The 22042-nt window shown below is 61.2% G+C and carries 14 protein-coding genes and 1 pseudogene; 9 read left to right on the top strand and 6 right to left on the bottom strand.

Going from position 1 to position 22042, the window contains the following annotated elements:
- Positions 1–27 precede the first annotated feature (27 nt).
- A complete protein-coding gene (locus J1D76_RS05260; RefSeq protein ID WP_421137342.1) occupies positions 28–654 on the top strand; it encodes a response regulator in 627 nt (208 codons plus the stop codon).
- A complete protein-coding gene (locus J1D76_RS05255) occupies positions 655–3882 on the top strand; it encodes a transporter substrate-binding domain-containing protein (protein ID WP_421137341.1) in 3228 nt (1075 codons plus the stop codon).
- Positions 3883–3885: 3 nt separating this feature from the next.
- On the opposite strand, the pseudogene dkgB reads toward J1D76_RS05255, so the two are convergent.
- Positions 3886–4022 (bottom strand): annotated as a pseudogene (dkgB, locus tag J1D76_RS05250) (2,5-didehydrogluconate reductase DkgB); the annotation flags it as partial.
- Positions 4023–4209: 187 nt separating this feature from the next.
- The gene (locus tag J1D76_RS05245) at positions 4210–5118 is read right to left on the bottom strand and encodes a LysR substrate-binding domain-containing protein (protein ID WP_421137340.1); all 909 of its coding nucleotides are present in this window, start codon (positions 5116–5118) and stop codon (positions 4210–4212) included.
- 104 nt (positions 5119–5222) lie between these two features.
- Between J1D76_RS05245 and J1D76_RS05240 the strand changes: the two genes are divergently transcribed.
- From J1D76_RS05240 to ycaC, 3 genes are all read left to right on the top strand, one after another.
- Positions 5223–6089 (top strand): pirin family protein, encoded by an 867-nt coding sequence (locus J1D76_RS05240; protein ID WP_421137339.1) that lies wholly within the window; start codon positions 5223–5225, stop codon positions 6087–6089.
- A gap of 94 nt (positions 6090–6183) precedes the next feature.
- The gene (locus J1D76_RS05235) at positions 6184–6867 is read left to right on the top strand and encodes an isochorismatase family protein (RefSeq protein ID WP_421137338.1); all 684 of its coding nucleotides are present in this window, start codon (positions 6184–6186) and stop codon (positions 6865–6867) included.
- A 56-nt stretch (positions 6868–6923) separates the two neighbouring features.
- Positions 6924–7550 (top strand): isochorismate family cysteine hydrolase YcaC, encoded by a 627-nt coding sequence (gene ycaC, locus J1D76_RS05230; RefSeq protein WP_421137337.1) that lies wholly within the window; start codon positions 6924–6926, stop codon positions 7548–7550.
- 111 nt (positions 7551–7661) lie between these two features.
- Here the strand turns inward: ycaC and guaD are convergent, their stop codons facing one another.
- From guaD to xdhA, 4 genes are all read right to left on the bottom strand, one after another.
- A complete protein-coding gene (gene guaD, locus J1D76_RS05225; RefSeq protein ID WP_421137336.1) occupies positions 7662–8966 on the bottom strand; it encodes a guanine deaminase in 1305 nt (434 codons plus the stop codon).
- Between the two features lie 23 nt (positions 8967–8989).
- Positions 8990–9847: a xanthine dehydrogenase accessory protein XdhC gene (gene xdhC, locus J1D76_RS05220; protein WP_421137335.1), complete on the bottom strand. Its 858-nt coding sequence runs from the start codon at positions 9845–9847 to the stop codon at positions 8990–8992.
- Between the two features lie 140 nt (positions 9848–9987).
- Complete coding sequence (xdhB, locus tag J1D76_RS05215) at positions 9988–12387, bottom strand: xanthine dehydrogenase molybdopterin binding subunit (RefSeq protein WP_421137334.1); 2400 nt, start codon at positions 12385–12387, stop codon at positions 9988–9990.
- Positions 12380–13834, bottom strand: coding sequence for a xanthine dehydrogenase small subunit (gene xdhA, locus J1D76_RS05210; RefSeq protein WP_421137333.1), 1455 nt, complete (start codon positions 13832–13834; stop codon positions 12380–12382). The genes xdhB and xdhA overlap by 8 nt, the downstream gene beginning before the upstream one ends.
- A gap of 265 nt (positions 13835–14099) precedes the next feature.
- Between xdhA and J1D76_RS05205 the strand changes: the two genes are divergently transcribed.
- The 4 genes from J1D76_RS05205 to ligA all read left to right on the top strand — a co-directional run bounded on the left by J1D76_RS05205 (position 14100) and on the right by ligA (position 21887).
- Positions 14100–14759, top strand: coding sequence for a GntR family transcriptional regulator (locus J1D76_RS05205; RefSeq protein WP_421137332.1), 660 nt, complete (start codon positions 14100–14102; stop codon positions 14757–14759).
- Positions 14760–14761: 2 nt separating this feature from the next.
- A complete protein-coding gene (smc, locus tag J1D76_RS05200; protein ID WP_421137331.1) occupies positions 14762–18250 on the top strand; it encodes a chromosome segregation protein SMC in 3489 nt (1162 codons plus the stop codon).
- A gap of 258 nt (positions 18251–18508) precedes the next feature.
- Positions 18509–19363, top strand: coding sequence for a cell division protein ZipA (zipA, locus tag J1D76_RS05195; RefSeq protein ID WP_421137330.1), 855 nt, complete (start codon positions 18509–18511; stop codon positions 19361–19363).
- A gap of 166 nt (positions 19364–19529) precedes the next feature.
- Positions 19530–21887 carry an NAD-dependent DNA ligase LigA gene (gene ligA / locus J1D76_RS05190; protein ID WP_421137329.1) on the top strand — a complete coding sequence of 786 codons (2358 nt, stop codon included), beginning with the start codon at positions 19530–19532 and terminating at the stop codon, positions 21885–21887.
- Positions 21888–22042 lie beyond the last annotated feature (155 nt).

The raw sequence follows: 22042 nt of genomic DNA, 5'->3' as shown, positions 1-22042 counted from the left end.
ATCGTGTTGTTTTGCACGGGAGTTGTCATGAAGTCAGCACTGATTGTGGAAGATCATCCGGTGGTTCGCTCCATGATCAAACTCGTTCTCAGGGGCGAAGGGTTCAAGCGGCTCTACGAGGCTTCCCGTGGTGATGAAGTCGTGGCGTTGATCCGTGTCCATCGGCCGAATGTTGTCCTGCTCGACCTGGGCTTGCCCGGCGTGGCGGGGCTGGATGTAATGGAGCGCATCAAGGCTGAAGACACGACGTGCCGGGTGGTGGTATTCACCTCGCTGGAAGCCCAGTTCTACCAGGAGCGTTGCATGCGTGCCGGGGCCGCCGCGTACGTCTCGAAGAGCAAGGACCTGGAGGACTTGAAGGCCGCAGTGAATTGCGTGATGGCCGGCTATACCTATTTCACCCAGTTGCCTTCGAGTTCGGTGGCAATGGGCGCGCTGCAGCGCAGCGAAAAGGAGTTGATCGACAAGCTCTCCAACCGTGAGCTGACCATTTTGCAATACCTGGCTCGCGGTTCGAAAAACCTGGAAATCGCCAACATCATGCACCTGAGCTACAAGACCGTCAGCACCTACAAGACCCGGCTCACGCTCAAGCTCAATGTGAGTTCGTCTGTGCATCTGCGGGATTTCGCCTTGCGCAATCATCTGATCTGAATGGATGCCTTGCGACGGCTGTGCGTCTTTATCCTGCTTGGCCTGTTGCTGTGGGCGTCGACTGTCTGTGCGCAGCAGTCGTTGACCCTGCTGGGGCGCTCCAGTGGCGAAGGCCTGAGCGTCAGGTTGACCGACACCGACACGCGCTGGCTGCAGCAAAAGGGCCGGTTGGTGCTCGCGGTGTCGGCGCCGGATTATCCGCCGTTCGAGTTCAATACCGCCGGCAAGGTCTTCGAAGGCCTGACGGCAGACTACGCCGGGCTGCTTGAACAATTGCTGAAGGTGGTCATCGACGTGCGACGTTATCCGTCGCGGGCCGACGCGGTGCAGGCGATCAAGGATGGGCGGGCCGACTTGCTGGGCACCGCCAACCGTTTTGAAGCCGAAGATCCGCAGCTACAACTGTCCAGCGCCTATGCGGTGGACCAACCGGTACTGGTCACTCGCAGCGATTTTGCGCCAGTGCTCGACACGACCCTGGCCGGCAAGCGGCTGGTGATGCTCTACCACTACCTGCCCGAATACAGCGTGCAGCAGTTTTACTCCAAGGCGCAGGTGCAGCTGTTCCCCTCGACACTGGCGGCGATCGGTGCCGTGGCATTCGGTCAGGCCGATGTCTATCTGGGCGATGCGATCAATGCCCATTACCTGATCAGCAAGAACTACCTGAACAACGTGCAACTGACGGATTTCTCGCCCATGGAATCCGGGCGTTTTGCCTTTGCGATGGCCCGCGACAACCGGCAACTGCTGCGCATCGTCAACAAGGCGCTGGCCGCCATTACCACTAATGAACAGATGAACATCCTGCGCCGTTGGGGGGCCAACGGCGTGTCCATCCCCGGCACCCGGTCTTTGCAATTGAGTGTGGCAGAACGGTACTGGCTTGAGCGCCATCCACGCGTGACAGTCGCGATCAACGAAAACATCCCGCCGATTTCCTTTATCGACAGCGAAGGTCAGTTTCGCGGGATCGGCGTCGATGTGCTGGCGAAAATCACCGCGCGCACCGGGCTGCAATTCGACATCCGTGGCATGAAGTCGGTGGCCGACATGATCAGCGGCATCAACAGCGGCCAGATCGATGTAGTGGCCGGCATCGGTCTCAGTGCCCAGCGTGAAAACCAATTGCTGTTCACCCGGGCGTTTCTGAGTAGCCCGTCGGTGCTGGTGACCCGCGTGGCACCCGAAGGCCCTAGGACGCTGGAGGACATGGCGGGCAAGACCCTGGCACTGACCCAGGGCAACATCGCCGGCGATTTCATTCGCCAGCATTACCCGCTGATCCAACAGGTGGATGCGCCGCTGTCGACAGACGCCATGGACATGGTCGTCCAAGGCAAGGCTGAGGGCGGCATTAACTCGCTGATCAGCGCCCGCTGGCTGATTGCCCGGCAGTACCGCGATCTGCTGCAAGTGACCAGCACCGTGGGCACCGACCCTGCGCGAAGCACCCTGGCAACCAGTCGCGATGCGGTCGAACTGCATTCGATTCTGGACAAGGCGCTGTTGAGCATTCCGCCCGAAGAAATTGACGAGCTGACCCAGCCCTGGCGCTATGACTCAATGGTCGAGCAGAGTTACTGGCTGCGCCACCGACAGGCCATTCTCCAGGCGTTCGCCGTCGCAGGTAGCCTGCTGTTGCTCGCCCTGGCCGGGATCGTCTGGCAGCGGCGGCAGATTCGCCAGCGCCAGCAACTGCTTGGGCAATTACAGGAAGCCAAGGACGCGGCAGATGACGCCAACCGCGCCAAGACCACGTTCCTGGCGACCATGAGCCATGAAATCCGCACACCGATGAATGCGTTGATCGGTATGCTCGAGCTGGCCTTGAAACGCGCCGATGAAGGCGTGACCGACCGCGCCGCCATCGAGGTGGCCTCCAACGCCGGGCAGCAGTTGCTGGACTTGATCGGCGACATTCTGGACATCGCGCGGATCGAGTCCGGGCACTTGTCGTTGGCGCCGGAGCGGGTCAACCTGCATGCGCTGGTGACGTCGGTGTGTCGGGTTTTCCAGGGCCTGGCGGTGCAGAAGAACCTGCAGTGGCGAGTCGAACTCGACGAACACAGTGACTGCGATGTAATGCTCGATCCGACGCGTTTCAAACAGGTGCTGTCCAATCTGTTGAGCAACGCGATCAAGTTCACCCGCGAAGGCCAGGTGAGCCTGACGCTACGCGTTCGGCCACAAGCGTCGACGCACCTGGCGGTTAGTGTGCTGATCGAGGACAGCGGCATTGGTATCAGCGCATTCGACCAGCAGCGCTTGTTCAGTCCGTTCGTACAGGCGGGCAACAACCCGCAGTCGACCCGCCAGGGTTCCGGCCTGGGCCTGGTGATCAGTCGCACCCTGTGCGAAATGATGGGCGGCCGGTTGCGACTCGACAGTGAGCCTGGACGCGGCACGCAGGTAGACATCGGCCTGGTGCTGCCGCTGCTGGCGCCGTTGGCTGCCGAAGTGTTGCCTGCGCAACCGGTGCAGCACGCGAGCCGCGCATTGACGATTCTGGTGGTCGATGACTACCCGGCCAATCGCTTGCTGCTCTCGCGGCAGTTGAGCTACCTGGGTCATTGCGTAGTGCTGGCGGATGACGGGGCGCAGGGGCTTGAGCAGTGGCGCGGGCAGGACGTCGATCTGGTCATTACCGACTGCAACATGCCGGTGCTCAGCGGGTATGAACTGGCGGGCGCGATCCGTGAGCACGAACGGCGGCTGGGCCTGCCGTCGACGCGGATTCTGGGATTTACCGCCAATGCCCAGGTCGAGGAAAAAGTCCGCTGTCAGGCGGCCGGCATGGACGATTGCCTGTTCAAGCCGATTCGTCTGGAGGACTTGCAGGCGTGGCTGGCGCAATGGTTTGCCAACGAGCCCTCAGCGTCGACCGATGAGCGCGATCGCGCCGAATTCGACTTGAGCGGGCTGGAGCGTTTTGCCGACACCGATGCCGAGTTGATCGATCAATTGCTGCACGATCTGGCGCTGAGCAACCGCGAGGACCGTGTGCATTTGCTGGCCTTGCATACCAGCGGTAATCGCCCCGACCTGCAGGCATTGGCACACCGGATCAAGGGCGGAGCGCTGATGGTGCAGGCGCAGGCGCTGGTCGAGTGTTGTGAGCAGCTGGAGCAAGCGCTACGCGATGGACACGCGACAGGGGTCAACGACGCCGTCGACCAATTGCAGCAGGCCATGACCCGTCTGGACCAGAGCCTGCCACAGGATTGAGGCTCAGTCCCAGTGAGGCGTGATGCCCTTGGGCTGATCAACCGATAGCCGCGATCCAGGGTGGCGATCAAGGCCATGTCCACCTCGCTCAAGGATAATTTGCAGGCCTTCAGGTTGCTTTGCAGGTTAGCCCTGCGCGTACCGGGTCATCGACACCGCCCAAAAATCATGAATCGCTGGCCGTATGGGGAGGGGTGTCTGAGCGGGCGCCTTCGCTGGCAAGCCAGCGCCTACAATGATCCGCGCCGTGCCCAAAATCCCTGTAGGCGCTGGCTTGCCAGCGAAGGCCACAACGCGGTCCAACGCCCGATTACCGCGTCTCAGCCTTCAGGCAATATCACTACGGCTAAATTCTTCCCCAAGAAAGTCGATCAGCGTGCGCACTGACGGCAGCAATCCCCGGCGTGACGGGAAAATGGCATGAATCACGCCGCTTCTCGGCGCCCAGCCCGGCACCAGTTCCACCAGTTGTCCGGCGGCGATTTCATCGCGCACTACCACACTGGGCAGGTGCACGATGCCGATCCCGGCGACGGCGGCATGGCGCAAGGCCAACAAGTCATCGGTGACCATGCGCGGTGCATGCCGGATCATCGCGGTGCTGCCATCGGCCCCGAACAGTTCCCACTGGTATTCGCGCTGCGCCGCGCCCCAGTGCAGGCTTGGCATGCCGCTGAGGTCGACCGGGGAGGCGGGTGTCGACAGGCGCGATAAAAAGGCCGGGCTGCCGACCACGGTCTGGGTGCTGTTGCCCAGCACCTTCATCACCATGTCGGTGTTTTCCAGCGGCGGAAAACGCACCCGCAGGGCAATGTCGAAGCCTTCGTGAATCAGGTCGACCCGACGGTTGGTGCTCTCGATGAACACTTCCACCAACGGGTACTTGAGCAGGTAACGGGTCAGCATCGGCCCGACCCAGGAATTGAGCAGCGCCGTCGGGCAACTGACGCGCACCAGGCCCTGAGGTTCGGAGCGGTTGCGCTCGATCAGCTCGGCGGCACTTTCTGCTTCCACGCGCATGGCCAGGCACCGCTGGTAGTAGGCCTGGCCGATTTCGGTCAAGGAGCAATGCCGGCTGGTGCGGTGCAGCAAACGCACACCCAGGCGTTCTTCAAGCTCGGCGATGCGGCGGCTGAGCTTGGACTTGGGCATGTCCAGGGCACGCCCGGCGGCGGCGAAACCGTGATGTTCCACCACTTGGGTGAAGTAGTAGAGGGTGTTGAGGTCTTCCACCATCGTTCTCCAAATAGAACGCTAAAGCTGATTTTTGCAGTCTAGCGCAGCAAAGGGCACGGTTTTAAGCTTTGTCCATCGCTTCACCCACCTCATCAGGAGACACCATGAAAAACATCATCGGTATCTACACCAGTCCACGGACCCACTGGGTCGGCGACGGTTTTCCGGTTCGCACGCTGTTTTCCTACGACAACCTGGGCAAACACATCAGCCCGTTCCTGTTGCTGGATCACGCCGGCCCCGCGCAATTCAGCCCGACCACCGAGCGACGTGGCGTTGGTCAGCATCCGCACCGCGGCTTCGAAACCGTGACTATCGTTTACAAGGGCGAACTGGAGCACCGCGACTCCACCGGTAGTGGCGGCAAGATCGGTCCCGGCGATGTGCAGTGGATGACCGCTGCCTCGGGGATCCTACACGAGGAGTTTCACTCCGAAGGGTTCGCCAAGAGCGGCGGCACCCTGGAGATGGTGCAGCTGTGGGTCAACCTGCCGGCCAGGGACAAAATGGCCGACCCCGGCTACCAGACGATTCTCGACAGCGACATCCCGAGCATCGCCTTGAAGGACAAGGCCGGCAGCCTGCGCCTGATCGCCGGTGAGTTCCAGGGGCACCAAGGCCCGGCACGCACGTTCACCCCGGTCGACGTGTGGGACATTCGCTTGAATGCCGGCAAGTTGCTCACCCTGGATCTGCATGAAGGGCGCAACACCGCGCTGGTGGTTTTGCGCGGCACGGTTCGGGTCAATGACCTGGAATCGGTGCGCGAAGGGCAACTGGCGCTGTTCGACCGCAAGGGCGAGCGTTTGACCCTTGAAGCCGACAAAGACGCCGTAGTGCTGTTGCTCAGCGGCGAGCCGATTGACGAACCCATCGTTGGCCACGGCCCGTTCGTGATGAACACCGAGCAGGAAATCCACCAGGCATTCGCCGATTTCCAGTCCGGCCGCTTCGGCCGGATGCACGGTTAAACCGTAGCGCATCTACAACCCCGACTCTACACAGGACGAGTAGGCCGGTTTTCAGGCCAGGGATGGCTATTGCCCAAAACAAAGAGGAACGCTCATGAATACCGTCAACGTGGCCAACTTCAACGGCCAGAAACCGACCATCGACCCCAACGACAGCGCCATGCTGTTGATCGATCACCAGAGCGGACTGTTCCAGATCGTCAAGGACATGGATGTACCACAACTGCGCGCCAACGCCATTGCCCTGGCCAAGGCCGCGACCCTGCTGAAAATGCCGGTAATCACCACCGCCTCTGTTCCCCAGGGGCCGAACGGGCCGTTGATCCCGGAAATCCACGAGGCTGCACCCCATGCGCAATACGTGGCGCGCAAAGGCGAAATCAACGCCTGGGACAACCCTGAGTTTCACGCAGCGGTCAAAGCCACCGGCAAGAAAACCCTGGTAATCGCCGGCACCTTGACCAGCGTGTGCCTGGCGTTCCCGTCCATCGCTGCCGTGCATGAAGGCTACAAGGTGTTTGCGGTGGTCGATGCCTCCGGCAACCACTCGAAACTTGCCACTGACTTGACCGTTGCCCGCCTGGCCCAGGCCGGGGTGGTGCCGATCGACATCATGGCCACGCTCTCCGAACTGCAAGGCTCGTGGAACCGTCCGGACGCCGAGCAGTGGGCCGCGGTCTACGCCCAGGCCATGCCGCATTATCAATTGCTGATCGAGAGTTACCTCAAGGCCCAGCAAGTGGCGAACGAACACCAGGTGTTGGACTCCCAGCGCTAACCGTTGAACCCCCGCCGACTTCCTGTCGGCTCCGATACCCTGCGAGGACTACTGCAATGACCACTTCCTACAAGCGTCTCGACAAGGACAACGCCGCCGTTCTGCTGGTGGATCATCAGACCGGCCTGCTGTCACTGGTGCGCGACATCGATCCGGATCGATTCAAGAACAACGTGCTGGCACTGGCCGACCTGGCCAAGTACTTCAAGCTGCCGACCATCCTCACCACCAGTTTCGAAACCGGCCCCAATGGCCCACTGGTACCGGAGCTGAAGGCATTGTTCCCCGATGCCCCGTACGTCGCCCGCCCAGGGCAGATCAACGCCTGGGACAACGAGGATTTCGTCAAGGCGATCAAAGCCACCGGCAAGAAACAGCTGATCATCGCCGGCGTAGTCACCGAAGTGTGCGTGGCGTTCCCGGCCCTTTCGGCCCTGGCCGAAGGCTTTGAAGTGTTCGTGGTCACCGACGCGTCCGGTACCTTCAACGAACTGACCCGTGAGTCGGCGTGGAGCCGCATGACCGCCCAGGGCGCGCAATTGATGACCTGGTTTGGCCTGGCGTGTGAGCTGCACCGTGATTGGCGCAACGACATCGAAGGCTTGGGCACGCTGTTCTCCAACCATATTCCGGACTACCGTAACTTGATGACCAGTTACAGCATGTTGACCAACAGCAAGTGATCGAACAGGGTTTTGCGTCGAAGGCAAAAACCCGTGATGACTTCTGCAACCGGCAATAAAAAATCCCCCGGGGCCAAAAAGCGCCGGGGGATTTTTCATGCCTGGGGGTACTTAGCGTTGGTGAACCAGGTTGCCCGCCGCGTAGGTCTGCTGCACGGTGCGGTCATCGCCCAGGGTCATCAACACAAACAACGTTTCGGCAATGTTATTGGCCTGCTTCAAGCGGTAGCTCAGCAGCGGCGTGGCGTTGTAGTCCAGCACCAGGAAGTCGGCGTCGCTACCCGGTTGCAGGTTGCCGATCTTGTCTTCCAGGCGCAGGGCGCGGGCGCCGCCGAGGGTGGCCAGGTACAGCGACTTGAACGGGCTCAGGCGCGCACCTTGCAGTTGCATGACTTTGTAGGCTTCGTTGAGGGTTTGCAGCAGCGAGAAACTGGTGCCGCCACCGACATCGGTACCGATGCCGACATTGAGTTTGTGTTTCTCGGCCATCGGCAGGTTGAACAGGCCGCTGCCGAGGAAGAAGTTCGAGGTCGGGCAGAATGAGATGGCCGAACCGGTTTGCGCCAGGCGCGCGCACTCGTCATCGCACAGGTGCACGCCGTGGGCGAACACCGAGCGCTCGCCGAGCAACTGGTAGTGGTCGTAGACGTCCAGGTAGCCCTTGCGCTCCGGGAACAGTTCCTTGACCCACTCGATTTCCTTGAGGTTTTCGCTGATGTGGGTCTGCATGTACAGATCCGGGTACTCGGTCAGCAACTGGCCGGCCAGGGTCAACTGTTCCGGGGTGCTGGTCGGGGCGAAGCGCGGGGTGACGGCGTAGTGCAGACGGCCCTTGCCGTGCCAGCGCTCGATCAGCGCCTTGCTTTCCAGGTAGCTGGATTCGGCGGTGTCGGTCAGGTAGTCCGGGGCGTTGCGGTCCATCATCACCTTGCCGGCGATCATCCGCAGGTCCAGCTCCTGGGCCGCTTCGAAGAACGAGTTCACCGATTGCGGGTGCACGCTGCCGAACACCAGGGCGGTGGTAGTGCCGTTGCGCAGCAGTTCCTTGATGAAAATGTCCGCGACTTCGTCGGCGTGGGCCTTGTCGGCAAACTGGCTTTCGCACGGGAAGGTGTAGGTGTTGAGCCAGTCGAGCAGTTGCTCACCGTAGGCACCGACCATGCCGGTTTGCGGCAGGTGGATGTGGGTGTCGATGAAGCCCGGGGTGATCAGCGCATCCTGGTAGTGGGTGATGTCGATGTCCGCCGGCAAGGTCGGCAGCAACTCGCTGGCGTGGCCCAGGGCGCTGATCTGGCCGTTATCGACCACCAGCAAGCCGTCTTCAAAATATTCGTACGAGGCTTCGATGCCCACTTCAGCGGGGTCGGCAATGCTGTGCAGGATGGCGGCGCGGTAAGCTTTGCGAGTCAGAGGCATTTGGGTTCTCTATATCTGGCTTGTCAGTTCGAGGCTGCTTGTTTGGCAGCGTGGCTGCGGCGTGACACCGGCAGCAGTTTGGCAATCGGTTCGGCGCTGGACGTTTGCTGGCCGAAGTTGGCGTTGTAAGTGGCGATGATTTCGCCGGCGATGGAGATGGCGATTTCCACAGGCAGCTTGCCTTTGACTTCGCCGATGCCCATCGGGCAGCGCATGCGTTGCACCACGCTGCTGTCGAAACCGCGATCACGCAGGCGATGTTCGAATTTCACCCGTTTGGTCTTCGAGCCGATCAGGCCGAAGTAGGCGAAGTCATTGCGCTTGAGGATGGCAGCGGTGAGTTCGAGGTCGAGCTGGTGGTTGTGGGTCATGACGATGCAATAGCTGCCGGCGGGCAGGTCATCGATTTCGTCCACCGGTTCTTCGCTGACGATCTTGCGCACGCCGTGGGGAATCTGCTCGGGGAATTCATCTTCACGCGAGTCGATCCAGCGCACCCGGCACGGCAGGCTGGCGAGCAGCGGCACCAGGGCGCGGCCAACGTGGCCGGCACCGAACACGGCGATTTGCGCCTGCACCTGGCCCATCGGTTCGAACAGCAAAACGGTCGCGCCACCGCAGCACTGGCCGAGGCTGGCGCCAAGGCTGAAGCGCTCCAGGTGGGTGTACTGCTTGCCGCTGGCGAGCATGTCGCGGGCGATCTGCATGGCCTTGTATTCCAGGTGCCCGCCACCGATGGTGTCGAAGGTCTGCCTGGCGCTGATGACCATTTTCGAACCTGCATTGCGCGGCGTCGAGCCGAGCTCTTCGATGATGGTCACCAACACGCAGGGTTCACCGCGGTTTTGCAGGTCGGCGAGGGCGTCGATCCAGTTGTACATGTTCACCTCGACATCGTCGTTGTCTGTTCGGCCGTCTTCGCCAGCAAGCCGGCTCCTACAGGTGTCGTGTCGGTAGCAAAATCGCGACGCACCGCCTGTCTGTAGGAGCCGGCTTGCTGGCGATCCAGTCACCTCGGTCCTTAGAGCGAAGCCAACTCGGTCTCGGCCTCGACCGCTTTCGCCGCCTTCAACTGGCGCATTTGCTCACAGCCCCACAACACCCGCTCCGGGGTCGCCGGTGCGTCGATCTTCGGTTGATGCTTGTAGTCGCCCAGGCTTGCCACGGCGTCCTTGATCGCACACCACGAAGCGATGCCAAGCATGAACGGCGGCTCGCCCACGGCCTTGGAATGGAACACCGTGTCTTCCGGGTTCTTGCGGTTTTCCACCAGCTTCACCCGCAGGTCCAGCGGCATGTCGGCCACGGCCGGGATCTTGTAGCTGGCCGGGCCATTGGTCATCAGCTTGCCCTTGTTGTTCCACACCAGCTCTTCCATGGTCAGCCAGCCCATGCCCTGGATGAATCCGCCCTCGACCTGACCGATGTCGATGGCTGGGTTCAGCGAGGCGCCGACGTCGTGGAGGATGTCGGTGCGCAGCATCTTGTATTCGCCGGTCAGGGTGTCGACCAGCACTTCGCAGCACGCCGCACCGAAGGCGAAGTAGTAGAACGGACGGCCACGGGCCTGGCTGCGGTCGTAATAGATTTTCGGGGTCTTGTAGAAGCCAGTGCTCGACAGCGATACCTGGTTGAAATACGCCTGCTGGATCAGCCCTTCAAACGTCAGGATGTGATCGCGAACCCGCACGTGGCCGTTGTGGAATTCCACGTCTTCCTCGCTGACCTTGTACTGGCGAGCGGCGAATTCCACCAGGCGTTGCTTGATGGTTTCGGCGGCGTTCTGCGCGGCCTTGCCGTTCAGGTCGGCACCGCTGGAGGCGGCGGTCGGCGAGGTGTTTGGCACCTTGTCGGTGTTGGTCGCAGTGATCTGCACGCGGTCCATTTCCACCTGGAACACCTCGGCCACGACCTGCGCAACCTTGGTGTTCAAGCCCTGGCCCATTTCCGTGCCGCCATGGTTCAGGTGGATGCTGCCGTCGGTGTAGACGTGCACCAGGGCGCCGGCCTGGTTGAGGAAGCTGGCGGTGAACGAGATACCGAATTTCACCGGGGTCAGCGCCAGGCCTTTTTTCAGGATCGGGCTGTTGGCGTTGTAGCGACGGATCGCTTCGCGGCGCTCGGCGTACTGGCTGCTTTCTTCCAGTTCGGCGGTCATCTCTTCGAGCATGTTGTGCTCGACGGTCTGGTAGTAGTGGGTGACGTTGCGCTCGGTCTTGCCGTAGTAGTTGGCCTTGCGCACCGAAAGTGGATCGAGGGCCAGGTGGCGAGAGATGGCGTCCATCACTTCTTCGATGGCGACCATGCCTTGCGGGCCGCCGAAACCACGGTAGGCAGTGTTCGACGCGGTGTTGGTCTTGCAGCGGTGACCGTTGATGGTCGCGTCGCCCAGGTAGTACGAGTTGTCCGAGTGGAACATCGCACGGTCGACGATCGACGCCGACAGGTCAGGCGAGCAACCGCAGTTGCCGGCCAGCTCCAGGTTAATGCCGTGCAGGCGGCCGGTGCTGTCGAAGCCGACGTCGTATTCGACGTAGAACGGGTGACGCTTGCCGGTCATCAGCATGTCTTCGACGCGCGGCAAGCGCATCTTGGTCGGCTGGCCGGTGAGGTGTGCGATCACTGCGCACAGGCACGCCGGGCTGGCCGCCTGGGTTTCCTTGCCACCGAAACCACCGCCCATGCGGCGCATGTCGACAACGATCTTGTTCATCGACACGTCCAGCACTTCGGCCACCAGCTTCTGCACTTCGGTGGGGTTCTGTGTGGAGCAGTAAACGATCATGCCGCCGTCTTCGGTCGGCATCACCGAAGAGATCTGGGTTTCGAGGTAGAAGTGTTCCTGGCCGCCGATGTGCAGCGTGCCCTGGATGCGATGTTCGGCGGTGGCCAGCGCCGTGGCCGAATCGCCGCGTTTGTGGGTGTGGCTGTCGAGTACGAAGTGGCGCTTGCGCAAGGCTTCTACCACGTCCAGCACCGGCTCGAGTTCTTCGTATTCGATGATCGCGGCCATCGCGGCTTTACGGGCGGTTTCCAGATCCCGCGCGGCAACGGCAACCACTGGTTGACCGACGAATTGCACGGTGTCGATGGCCAGCAATGGGTCGCCAGGCATCAGCGGGCCGATGTCTTTCAGGCCCGGCACGTCTTCGTGGGTGATGGCGATGCGCACGCCTTCAAAGGCGTAGCACGGCGCAGTGTCGATGCTGATGATCCGGGCGTGGGCACGGTCCGACATGCGCGCATAAACGTGCAACTGGTTGGGGAATTCCAGGCGGTCGTCGATGTACTGCGCTTCACCGGCCACATGCTTGGCGGCGCTGTCGTGCTTGACGCTACGACCGACACCGGTGGTCAGGTCCTTGGCGAACAGTTCAGCCAGTTCGGCTTGGGTCTTCTCTACGGCGTGATGATTAGACATAAGCGGTCACCCGAGTCTCGATGTGCGGTGTTTGCAGTTCGATGAAGTATTTGCGCAGCAGGTTCTGCGCACTGAGCAGGCGATATTCCTTGCTGGCGCGGAAATCCGAGAGCGGCGTGAAGTCTTCGGCCAGGGCAGTGCAGGCGCGTTCGACGGTGGCGTTGTTGAACGGCGAACCGAGCAATGCGGCTTCGCAGGCGGTGGCGCGTTTCGGGATCGCGGCCATGCCGCCGAAGGCGACGCGGGCTTCAGCGACGACGCCATTCTCCAGGCGAATGTTGAACGCGGCGCACACCGCGGAAATGTCATCGTCCAGACGCTTGGACACCTTGTAGGCGCGGAACAGTTTTTCGACGCTGGCACGCGGCACGATGATCTTCTCGATGAACTCGCTTTCCTGGCGGGCCGTGACGCGGTAATCGATGAAGTAGTCTTCCAGCGCCAGGGTGCGGCGGGTTTCGCCTTTGCACAGCACGATTTGCGCGCCGAGGGCGATCAGCAGGGGCGGCGAGTCGCCAATCGGCGATGCGTTGCCGATGTTGCCGCCCAGGGTGCCCTGGTTGCGGATCTGCAAGGAGGCGAAGCGGTGCAGCAATTCGCCAAAGTCCGGGTACTCGGCGTTCAGCGCTTCGTAGCAATCGGAGAGGGAAGTGGCGGCACCGATTTCCAGCCGGTCTTCAAAGCGCTCGATGCGTTTCATTTCGGCGACGTTGCCGACGTAGATCATCACCGGCAGGGTGCGGTGGAACTGGGTGACTTCCAGCGCCAGGTCGGTACCGCCGGCCAGCAGGCGGGCTTGCGGGTAAGCGTCGTAGAGGTCGGCGAGGTCGGCGACGGTCAGCGGCACCAGGCAGCGTTTGTCGCCACTGTTGAGCTCGCCGATGTCGGTCGGGGCGATGGCTTTGAGGCGGGCGATGGTCTCGGTTTCGCGGGCGTCAAACTGGTCCGGTTGTTTGCCACAGCAGGACTGCTCGGCCGCTTCCAGGATCGGCCGGTAGCCGGTGCAGCGGCAGAGGTTGCCGGCCAGCGCTTCGTGGGCCTTGGCATGATCCGGTGCATCGCTGTTCTTTTGCAGGGCAAACAGCGACATCACGAAACCGGGGGTGCAGAAGCCGCATTGCGAGCCGTGGCACTCGACCATGGCTTTCTGCACGCTGTGCAGTTCGCCTTTGTGCTTGAGGTCTTCGACGCTGATCAGTTGCTTGCCGTGCAGGGACGACACGAACGTCAGGCACGAATTGAGGCTGCGATAGCGAATATGCTCGCGGCCATCGTCATCCGTCTGCAACTCGCCGACCACCACGGTGCAGGCGCCGCAGTCACCGCTGGCGCAGCCTTCTTTGGTGCCGGGTTTGCCCACATGGTCGCGCAAGTAATTGAGCACGGTCAGGTTCGGGTCCAGGGCGTGCTCGCTACGGAGTTCCTGGTTTAGTAAAAACTGGATCACGGAAGGCCTCGCAGACTCATTATTGTTGTTAACCGATGGAACCGAATTTAGCAGGTCTGACTTTTCGGTCAATGATTTTCTGACTTAAAGGTCAGGAAATAACATTTTCTCGGTCAACCACGTGTTCCTTAATTATTGTCGCTGGATCGACTGCCTGCTTTTTTGCTTGAATCGTGCCAAAACCACCGGGCGGGCACTCCGCCATGACCCGTTAGTTGCGCTACACTGCGCCGCTTGTACAGATCGAAGAGTTTGAAGGACAACCATGACGTTCAAGGCGCCGGACAGCCTCGCCGAGCAAATCGCTCACCACCTCGCCGAACGCATCATTCGCGGCGAAATGAAGCCCGGGGAGCGCATCCAGGAACAGAAGGTCACGCTGGCCCTCAATGTCAGCCGTGGTTCGGTCCGCGAGGCGTTGCTGATCCTCGAGCGTCGGCACCTGATCGCGATCCTTCCGCGACGTGGTGCCCACGTCACCGAACTCACCGCGCACAAGGTGCAGAGCCTGTGCGCGCTGATGAGCGAGATGTACATCCTGCTGGCCAACGCCGTGGCCAATGGCTGGAAAGTCCAGGCTGACCTGGCGCCGTTCTTGCAGATCCAGCAGCGCCTGACCGCCAGCTTCGAGCGCCAGGACATTCATACCTTCGTCGACGACAGCTTCAACGTGATGCGTGCCACGTATGGGTTTGCGAACAACCCGTACCTGCAGGAAACCGTCGAGAACCTGCAACCGGCCATGAGCCGCGCCTATTTCCTTGCCCTGGACCAGCGCAAGGCGTCGATGAGCGAGTACCTGGAATTGTTCGAACGCCTGCTCGCAGCCGTGGTTGCCCGTGACTTCGGGCAGATTCGCGAAGTGCTGACAGCTTACGCCCAGCGCAGTTGCGATCTGGTGATTTCTGCGCTGACGGACGCCTGAGCGTGCGGCTCAAGTGCATCAAGCTGGCGGGGTTCAAGTCCTTCGTCGATCCGACCACGGTGAACTTCCCCAGTAACATGGCGGCGGTGGTCGGGCCCAATGGCTGCGGCAAGTCGAACATCATCGACGCCGTACGCTGGGTGATGGGCGAAAGTTCGGCGAAGAACCTCCGTGGCGAGTCGATGACTGACGTCATCTTCAATGGCTCGACCAGTCGCAAGCCGGTGAGCCAGGCGAGCATCGAGCTGGTGTTCGATAACTCCGACGGCACGCTGCTCGGCGAATACGCCGCCTACGCGGAAATATCCATTCGCCGCAAAGTGACCCGCGACAGCCAGACCACTTATTACCTCAACGGCACCAAATGCCGGCGTCGCGACATCACCGATATTTTTCTCGGTACCGGTCTCGGCCCGCGCAGCTACTCGATCATCGAGCAGGGGATGATCTCCAAGCTGATCGAGTCCAAGCCTGAAGACCTGCGCAACTTTATCGAAGAAGCCGCGGGGATTTCGAAGTACAAGGAACGCCGGCGCGAGACCGAAAACCGCATCCGCCGCACCCACGAAAACCTCGAGCGCCTGACCGACTTGCGCGAAGAGCTGACGCGTCAGCTCGAACGCCTGCATCGCCAGGCCGAGGCCGCCAAGAAGTATCAGGAATACAAGGGCGAGGAACGCCAGCTCAAGGCCCAGCTGTCGGCCCTGCGCTGGCAGGCGCTGAACGATCAGGTCGGCCAGCGTGAAGCGATCATCGGCAACCAGGAGGTGTCTTTCGAGGCGTTGGTGGCCGAGCAACGCAACGCCGACGCGAGCATCGAGCGCCTGCGTGACGGGCACCATGACCTGTCGGAACGCTTCAATCTGGTGCAGGGGCGCTTCTATTCGGTCGGCGGCGACATCGCCCGGGTCGAGCAGAGCATCCAGCACGGCCAGCAGCGTTTGCGCCAATTGCAGGACGACCTCAAAGAAGCCGAGCGTGCTCGCCTGGAAACCGAATCGCACCTGGGCCACGACCGCACGCTGTTGCTAACCCTCGGCGAAGAGCTGGACATGCTCACCCCGGAGCAGGAAGTCACCAGCGCCGCCGCCGAAGAAGCCGCCGCCGCGCTGGAAGAATCCGAAACCACCATGCACGGCTGGCAGGAACAGTGGGACACCTTCAACCTGACTGCCGCCGAGCCGCGTCGTCAGGCCGAAGTGCAGCAATCGCGGATCCAGCAACTGGAAACCAGCCTGGAACGCCTGGCCGACCGCCAGAAGCGTCTTGGCGAAGAACGTGCCTCGCTCTCGGCTGACCCTGAAGACGCGGCGATCATGGAACTCAGCGAGCAGCTCGCCGAGTCCGAAGCGACGCTTGAAGACTTGCAGACCAGTGAAGAGGCGCAGGTCGAAAAGCTTGAGCAACTGCGCCAACAATTGCAGCAAACCCTGACCGCGCAACAACAGGCACAAGGTGATCTGCAGCGGCTCAACGGTCGACTGGCATCGCTGGAAGCCTTGCAGCAAGCCGCACTTGATCCGGGCACCGGCACCGCCGAATGGCTGCGCGAGCAACACCTGGCGGATCGCCCGCGTCTGGCTGAAGGCCTGAAGGTTGAAGCCGGTTGGGAAATGGCAGTGGAAACCGTGCTCGGTGCCGACCTGCAAGCGGTGCTGGTGGATGACTTCAACGGTTTCGATCTGGCCGGGTTTGCCCAGGGCGATCTGCGTTTGCTCAGCCCGGCCAGCGATGGCGTGCGGGTGCCGGGCAGTTTACTGGACAAGGTCGAAGCAGCCATCGACCTGTCGCCATGGTTGGGGCAGGTCAAGCCAGTCGATAACCTTGAACAGGCGCTGGCCTTGCGTGGGCAACTCACCGCTGGCCAGAGTTTGATCAGCCGCGACGGCTACTGGGTCGGTCGACATTTCCTGCGGGTACGTCGGGCCAGTGAGGCTGAAAGCGGTGTGCTTGCCCGAGGTCAGGAAATCCAGCAACTGGGGCATGAGCGCGAAGAGCGCGAAGCCGCCGTCGAATCCCTGGAAAGCCAATTACAAAACCTGCGGGCGCAGCAGCGTCAGCAGGAAAACGGCCGCGAACATCTGCGCCGTTTGCTGCAGGACGAAGCCCGCCAGCAAGGTGAGCTGAAGGCGCAACTGTCCGCCGGCAAAGCCAAGGCTGAGCAACTGACCCTGCGTCGTTCCCGTCTCGACGACGAATTGGTGGAGCTGGACGAACAACGCACCCTTGAACACGAAAACATCGGCGAGGCGCGCCTGCAATTGCAGGAAGCCCTCGACAGCATGGCGCTGGACACCGAGCAGCGCGAGTTGCTGCTGGCCCAGCGCGACAGTTTGCGTGAGCGCCTGGATCGGGTGCGTCAGGAGGCACGCCAGCACAAGGATCACGCCCATCAATTGGCGGTGCGTTTGGGCTCGCTCAAGGCGCAGCATGATTCAACGCGTCAGGCGCTGGAACGCCTGGAAATGCAGTCCGAACGCCTGACCGAAAAGCGCGAGCAGTTGAGCCTCAATCTGGAGGAGGGCGAGGCTCCGCTGGAAGAACTGCGCCTGAAACTCGAAGCGTTGCTCGACAAGCGCATGACCGTCGACGAAGAACTCAAGACCGCGCAAATCGCCCTTGAGGATGCCGACCGCGAACTGCGCGACGCCGAAAAGCGTCGCAGCCAGGCCGAACAGCAATCCCAGTTGATTCGCAGCCAGCTCGAAACCCAGCGCATGGAATGGCAAGCCCTGACCGTGCGCCGCAAGACTTTGCAGGACCAGTTGCTGGAAGACGGCTACGATCTTCACGGCGTGCTCGCGACCTTGACTGCCGAGGCCAGCGAACAGCAAGCCGAGGAAGAACTCGAGCGCATCGCGGCACGGATTCAGCGCCTGGGTGCGATCAACCTCGCGGCCATCGACGAGTACCAGCAACAATCGGAGCGCAAACGTTATCTGGATGCCCAGGACGCCGATCTGGTGGAAGCGCTCGATACGCTCGAGAACGTGATTCGCAAGATCGACAAGGAAACCCGCAACCGTTTTAAAGATACCTTTGATCAGATCAACGGCGGTTTACAGGCGCTTTTCCCAAAAGTTTTCGGTGGAGGCCGCGCCTATTTGGAACTGACGGGCGAAGATTTACTCGATACAGGGGTAACAATCATGGCGCAGCCGCCCGGGAAGAAGAACAGCACCATCCATTTGCTCTCCGGTGGCGAAAAAGCCCTGACCGCATTGGCCCTGGTTTTTGCGATCTTCAAGTTGAACCCGGCGCCGTTCTGCATGCTCGATGAAGTTGACGCACCCCTGGATGACGCTAACGTTGGACGCTACGCAAGATTGGTCAAGGAGATGTCGCAGACGGTGCAGTTTATCTATATCACCCACAACAAGATCGCCATGGAAATGGCCGAGCAATTAATGGGGGTCACAATGCACGAGCCCGGTTGTTCGCGCCTGGTGGCGGTGGATGTCGAAGAGGCGATGGCAATGGTGGATGCCTGAGTCGCCGGTCACAGGAAGAGTATTTGGCCGCTGTTGGACTTGTTTCTCGGCTTCGACTTGCTGGCCAATCGACATATTCGCGTTAGCCGGGGTGGTAGACGGTGTAAAGTTGCCTTTGGTCGTGCTAGTTTAATGTCAATTTTTCGTATACGTGGGCAAAACGCCTGTCAGAACATAGAGTTGGCGCCACGTTTTAAAGCGGTTTACAGGTTGTAAACCCCTTATTTTTCAGCATTTTTTATAGAGGCACGGGATTACATGGAAATCGGTCTGCGCGAGTGGCTGATCGTCATCGGCATTATTGTCATTGCCGGTATTCTTTTTGATGGCTGGCGCCGTATGCGCGGCGGCAAGGGAAAACTGAAGTTCCGTCTTGATCGAAGTCTGTCCAACCTGCCGGACGAGGACAGCAGCGCCGAGCTGCTGGGCCCGCCACGGGTGCTGGACTCACAAAAAGAGCCGCAACTGGACGAGCTGGACCTGCCGTCGGTGAGCATGCCGGCCCGCGAGCCTCGCGAGTCGGGTGCCAAGCGCGGCAAACGCGGCCACGGCGAGCCTTCCCAAGGCGACATGAACCTGAGCCTTGATCTGGACGGCGGCCCGAGCTTCAGCAGCCGTGACGATGATTTCCCGGATGACACCAAGCCTGCGCCATCGCTCAGCGACAAGGAGCAGCCGCAAGCGGAAGAAGTGCTGGTGATCAGCGTGATCTGCCGCGACGCTGCCGGCTTCAAGGGCCCGGCGCTGTTGCAGAACATTCTGGAAAGCGGCCTGCGTTTTGGCGAGATGGATATTTTCCACCGTCACGAAAGCATGGCGGGCAACGGCGAAGTCCTGTTCTCCATGGCCAACGCGGTCAAGCCGGGCGTGTTCGACCTGGACGACATCGACCACTTCAGCACCCCGGCGGTCAGCTTCTTCCTCGGCCTGCCAGGCCCGCGTCATCCCAAGCAAGCTTTCGACGTGATGGTGGCGGCAGCGCGCAAACTGTCCCAGGAACTGAACGGCGAACTGAAGGACGACCAGCGCAGCGTACTGACCGCGCAAACGATTGAGCATTACCGTCAGCGCATCGTCGAATTCGAACGCCGCGCCCTGACTCAGAAGCGTTGATTTTTGAAATGTGTGGACATGACTGCCACACACTGTAGGAGCCGGCTTGCTGGCGAGGCGGACTTGAAATCGCCATCGCCGGCAAGCCGGACTCCTACAATGAATCTGCGCCGCATCTACAAATTGAGCAGCCTAGGCTGCTCTTTTGCTTTATGAGAGAACACCCATGACCGCCGCCAAAACCCGCATTTTAGAGCTGCGCGCTGAGCTGGATCAGCACAACTATCGCTACCACGTCCTCGACGAGCCGAGCATCCCGGACGCCGAATACGACCGCTTGTTCCATGAGCTCAAGGCCCTGGAAGCGGCCAATCCGGAACTGATCACCAGCGACTCGCCGACCCAGCGCGTAGGCAGTGCGGCGCTGTCGGCGTTCACCCAGGTGCGTCACGAAGTGCCGATGCTCAGCCTCGGCAACGCCTTCGAAGAAACCGACATGCGCGAGTTCGACCGCCGGGTGACCGAAGGCCTGGACCTGCCGGCCGGCGATCTGTTCGGTAGTGGCGTAGCGGTCGAATACAGTTGCGAACCCAAGCTCGATGGCCTGGCTGTCAGCCTGTTGTATCAGGACGGCGTGCTGGTGCGCGGCGCTACCCGCGGCGATGGCACCACGGGCGAAGACATCAGCGTCAACGTGCGCACCGTGCGCAATATCCCGCTCAAGCTGCACGGCAGCGGTTGGCCGGCGACCCTGGAAGTACGCGGCGAAGTGTTCATGTCCAAGGCCGGTTTCGAGCGGCTCAACGCCACGCAACTGGAAGTCGGCGGCAAGACGTTCGCCAACCCGCGCAACGCCGCGGCCGGCAGCCTGCGTCAACTGGATTCGAAGATCACCGCCAACCGTCCGCTGGAATTCTGCTGCTACGGCATCGGCCAGGTGTCGGCGGACATTGCCGACACGCACATCGGCAACTTGCAGCAACTCAAGGCCTGGGGCATGCCGATCAGCCACGAGTTGAAACTGGCGCACGGGATCGCCGAGTGCCTGGATTACTACCGCGACATCGGCGATCGGCGCAACGCGCTGCCGTATGAAATCGACGGCGTGGTGTTCAAGGTCAACAGCATTGCCTCGCAGCGCGAACTGGGTTTTCGCGCCCGTGAGCCGCGCTGGGCCATCGCCCACAAATTTCCGGCGATGGAAGAACTCACCGAGCTGCTCGATGTGGAATTCCAGGTCGGCCGCACCGGTGCGGTGACGCCGGTGGCGCGTCTGAAACCGGTCAAGGTTGCAGGCGTGACCGTGGCCAATGCCACGCTGCACAACATGGACGAAGTCGCACGCCTGGGCTTGATGATCGGCGACACGGTGATCATCCGCCGCGCCGGTGATGTGATTCCACAAGTGGTGCAAGTGGTGATGGAGCGCCGTCCTGAGAATGCGCGGCCAGTACAGATTCCAGAGAAGTGCCCGGTGTGCGGTTCCCATGTCGAGCGTACGCAACTGATCAAGCGCAGCAAGGGCCGCGAGACGGTCAGCGAAGGCGCGGTGTATCGCTGCGTCGGTCGCCTGGCCTGCGGTGCGCAGCTCAAGCAGGCGATCATTCACTTCGTGTCACGTCGCGCCATGGACATCGAAGGCCTGGGCGAGAAGAGCGTCGAGCAACTGGTCGACGAAGGCCTGGTGAGTTCGCCGGCCGATCTGTATGCGTTGACGTTCGAGCAGATCGTCGACCTGGAAGGCTTTGCCGAACTGTCGAGCAAGAACCTGCTGAACGCCATCGAAGACAGCAAGAAGCCAGGGCTGGCGCGGTTCATCTACGCCCTTGGGATTCCAGACGTCGGCGAAGAGACGGCCAAGGTACTGGCGCGTTCGCTGGGGTCGCTGGAGCGGGTGCAAAAGGCCTTGCCGCAAGTGCTGACGTACTTGCCGGATGTCGGGCTGGAAGTCGCGCACGAGATTCACAGCTTCTTCGAGGACGCGCACAACCGGCAAGTAATCGACGATTTGCTCAAGCACGGTTTGCAGATTCAGGATCAGGGCGAGCTGGGTGCCGAATTTTCGGCGAGCACCACACTGGGTGGTTTCCTCGACAAGCTGCATATCCCCTTGGTCGGCCCGGGCGGGGCGCAGAAACTGGCGGACAAATTCGGCTCGTTGCAGGCAGTGATCGGCGCGGACTGGCTGGACATGCGCCAGGCACTGCCGGAGAAACAGGCCAATTCGGTGCGCGAGTTTTTTGCGGTGCAAGAAAATCGTCAATTGGCCGAAGCGGCCGAACAGCAACTCGCTGACTTCGGCATGCACTGGCAGAGCGAGAAGAAGGTCGTCGAAGGTTTGCCGCTGGCCGGGCAGACCTGGGTGCTGACCGGCTCGCTGGAATTGATGAGCCGCGATATCGCCAAGGACAAACTTGAAAGCCTGGGCGCCAAGGTGGCAGGCTCGGTATCGGCCAAGACCCATTGCGTGGTGGCCGGGCCGGGTGCGGGTTCGAAGTTGACCAAGGCCAATGATTTGGGGTTGAAGGTGTTGGACGAAGAGGCGTTCGTGGCGTTTTTGAGTGAGCACGGCATAGCCGTGTGATGCCATTCGCTGGCAAGCCAGCTCCTACAAAAAACGCGTACATCCTTGTAGGAGCTGGCTTGCCAGCGAAGGCGATTCCAATGCCACCGCAGAAAACGGGAACGATCCACGCCGGGGAATGATCTAGTCTCTGCAAGCCCTCGGGAGAGATCGCC

This window comes from Pseudomonas sp. NFX15 (assembly GCF_049132105.1).
Classification (GTDB): domain Bacteria; phylum Pseudomonadota; class Gammaproteobacteria; order Pseudomonadales; family Pseudomonadaceae; genus Aquipseudomonas.
Note: the sequence above shows the minus strand (reverse complement) of the source record. Positions and strands in the feature narration are given on the sequence as shown.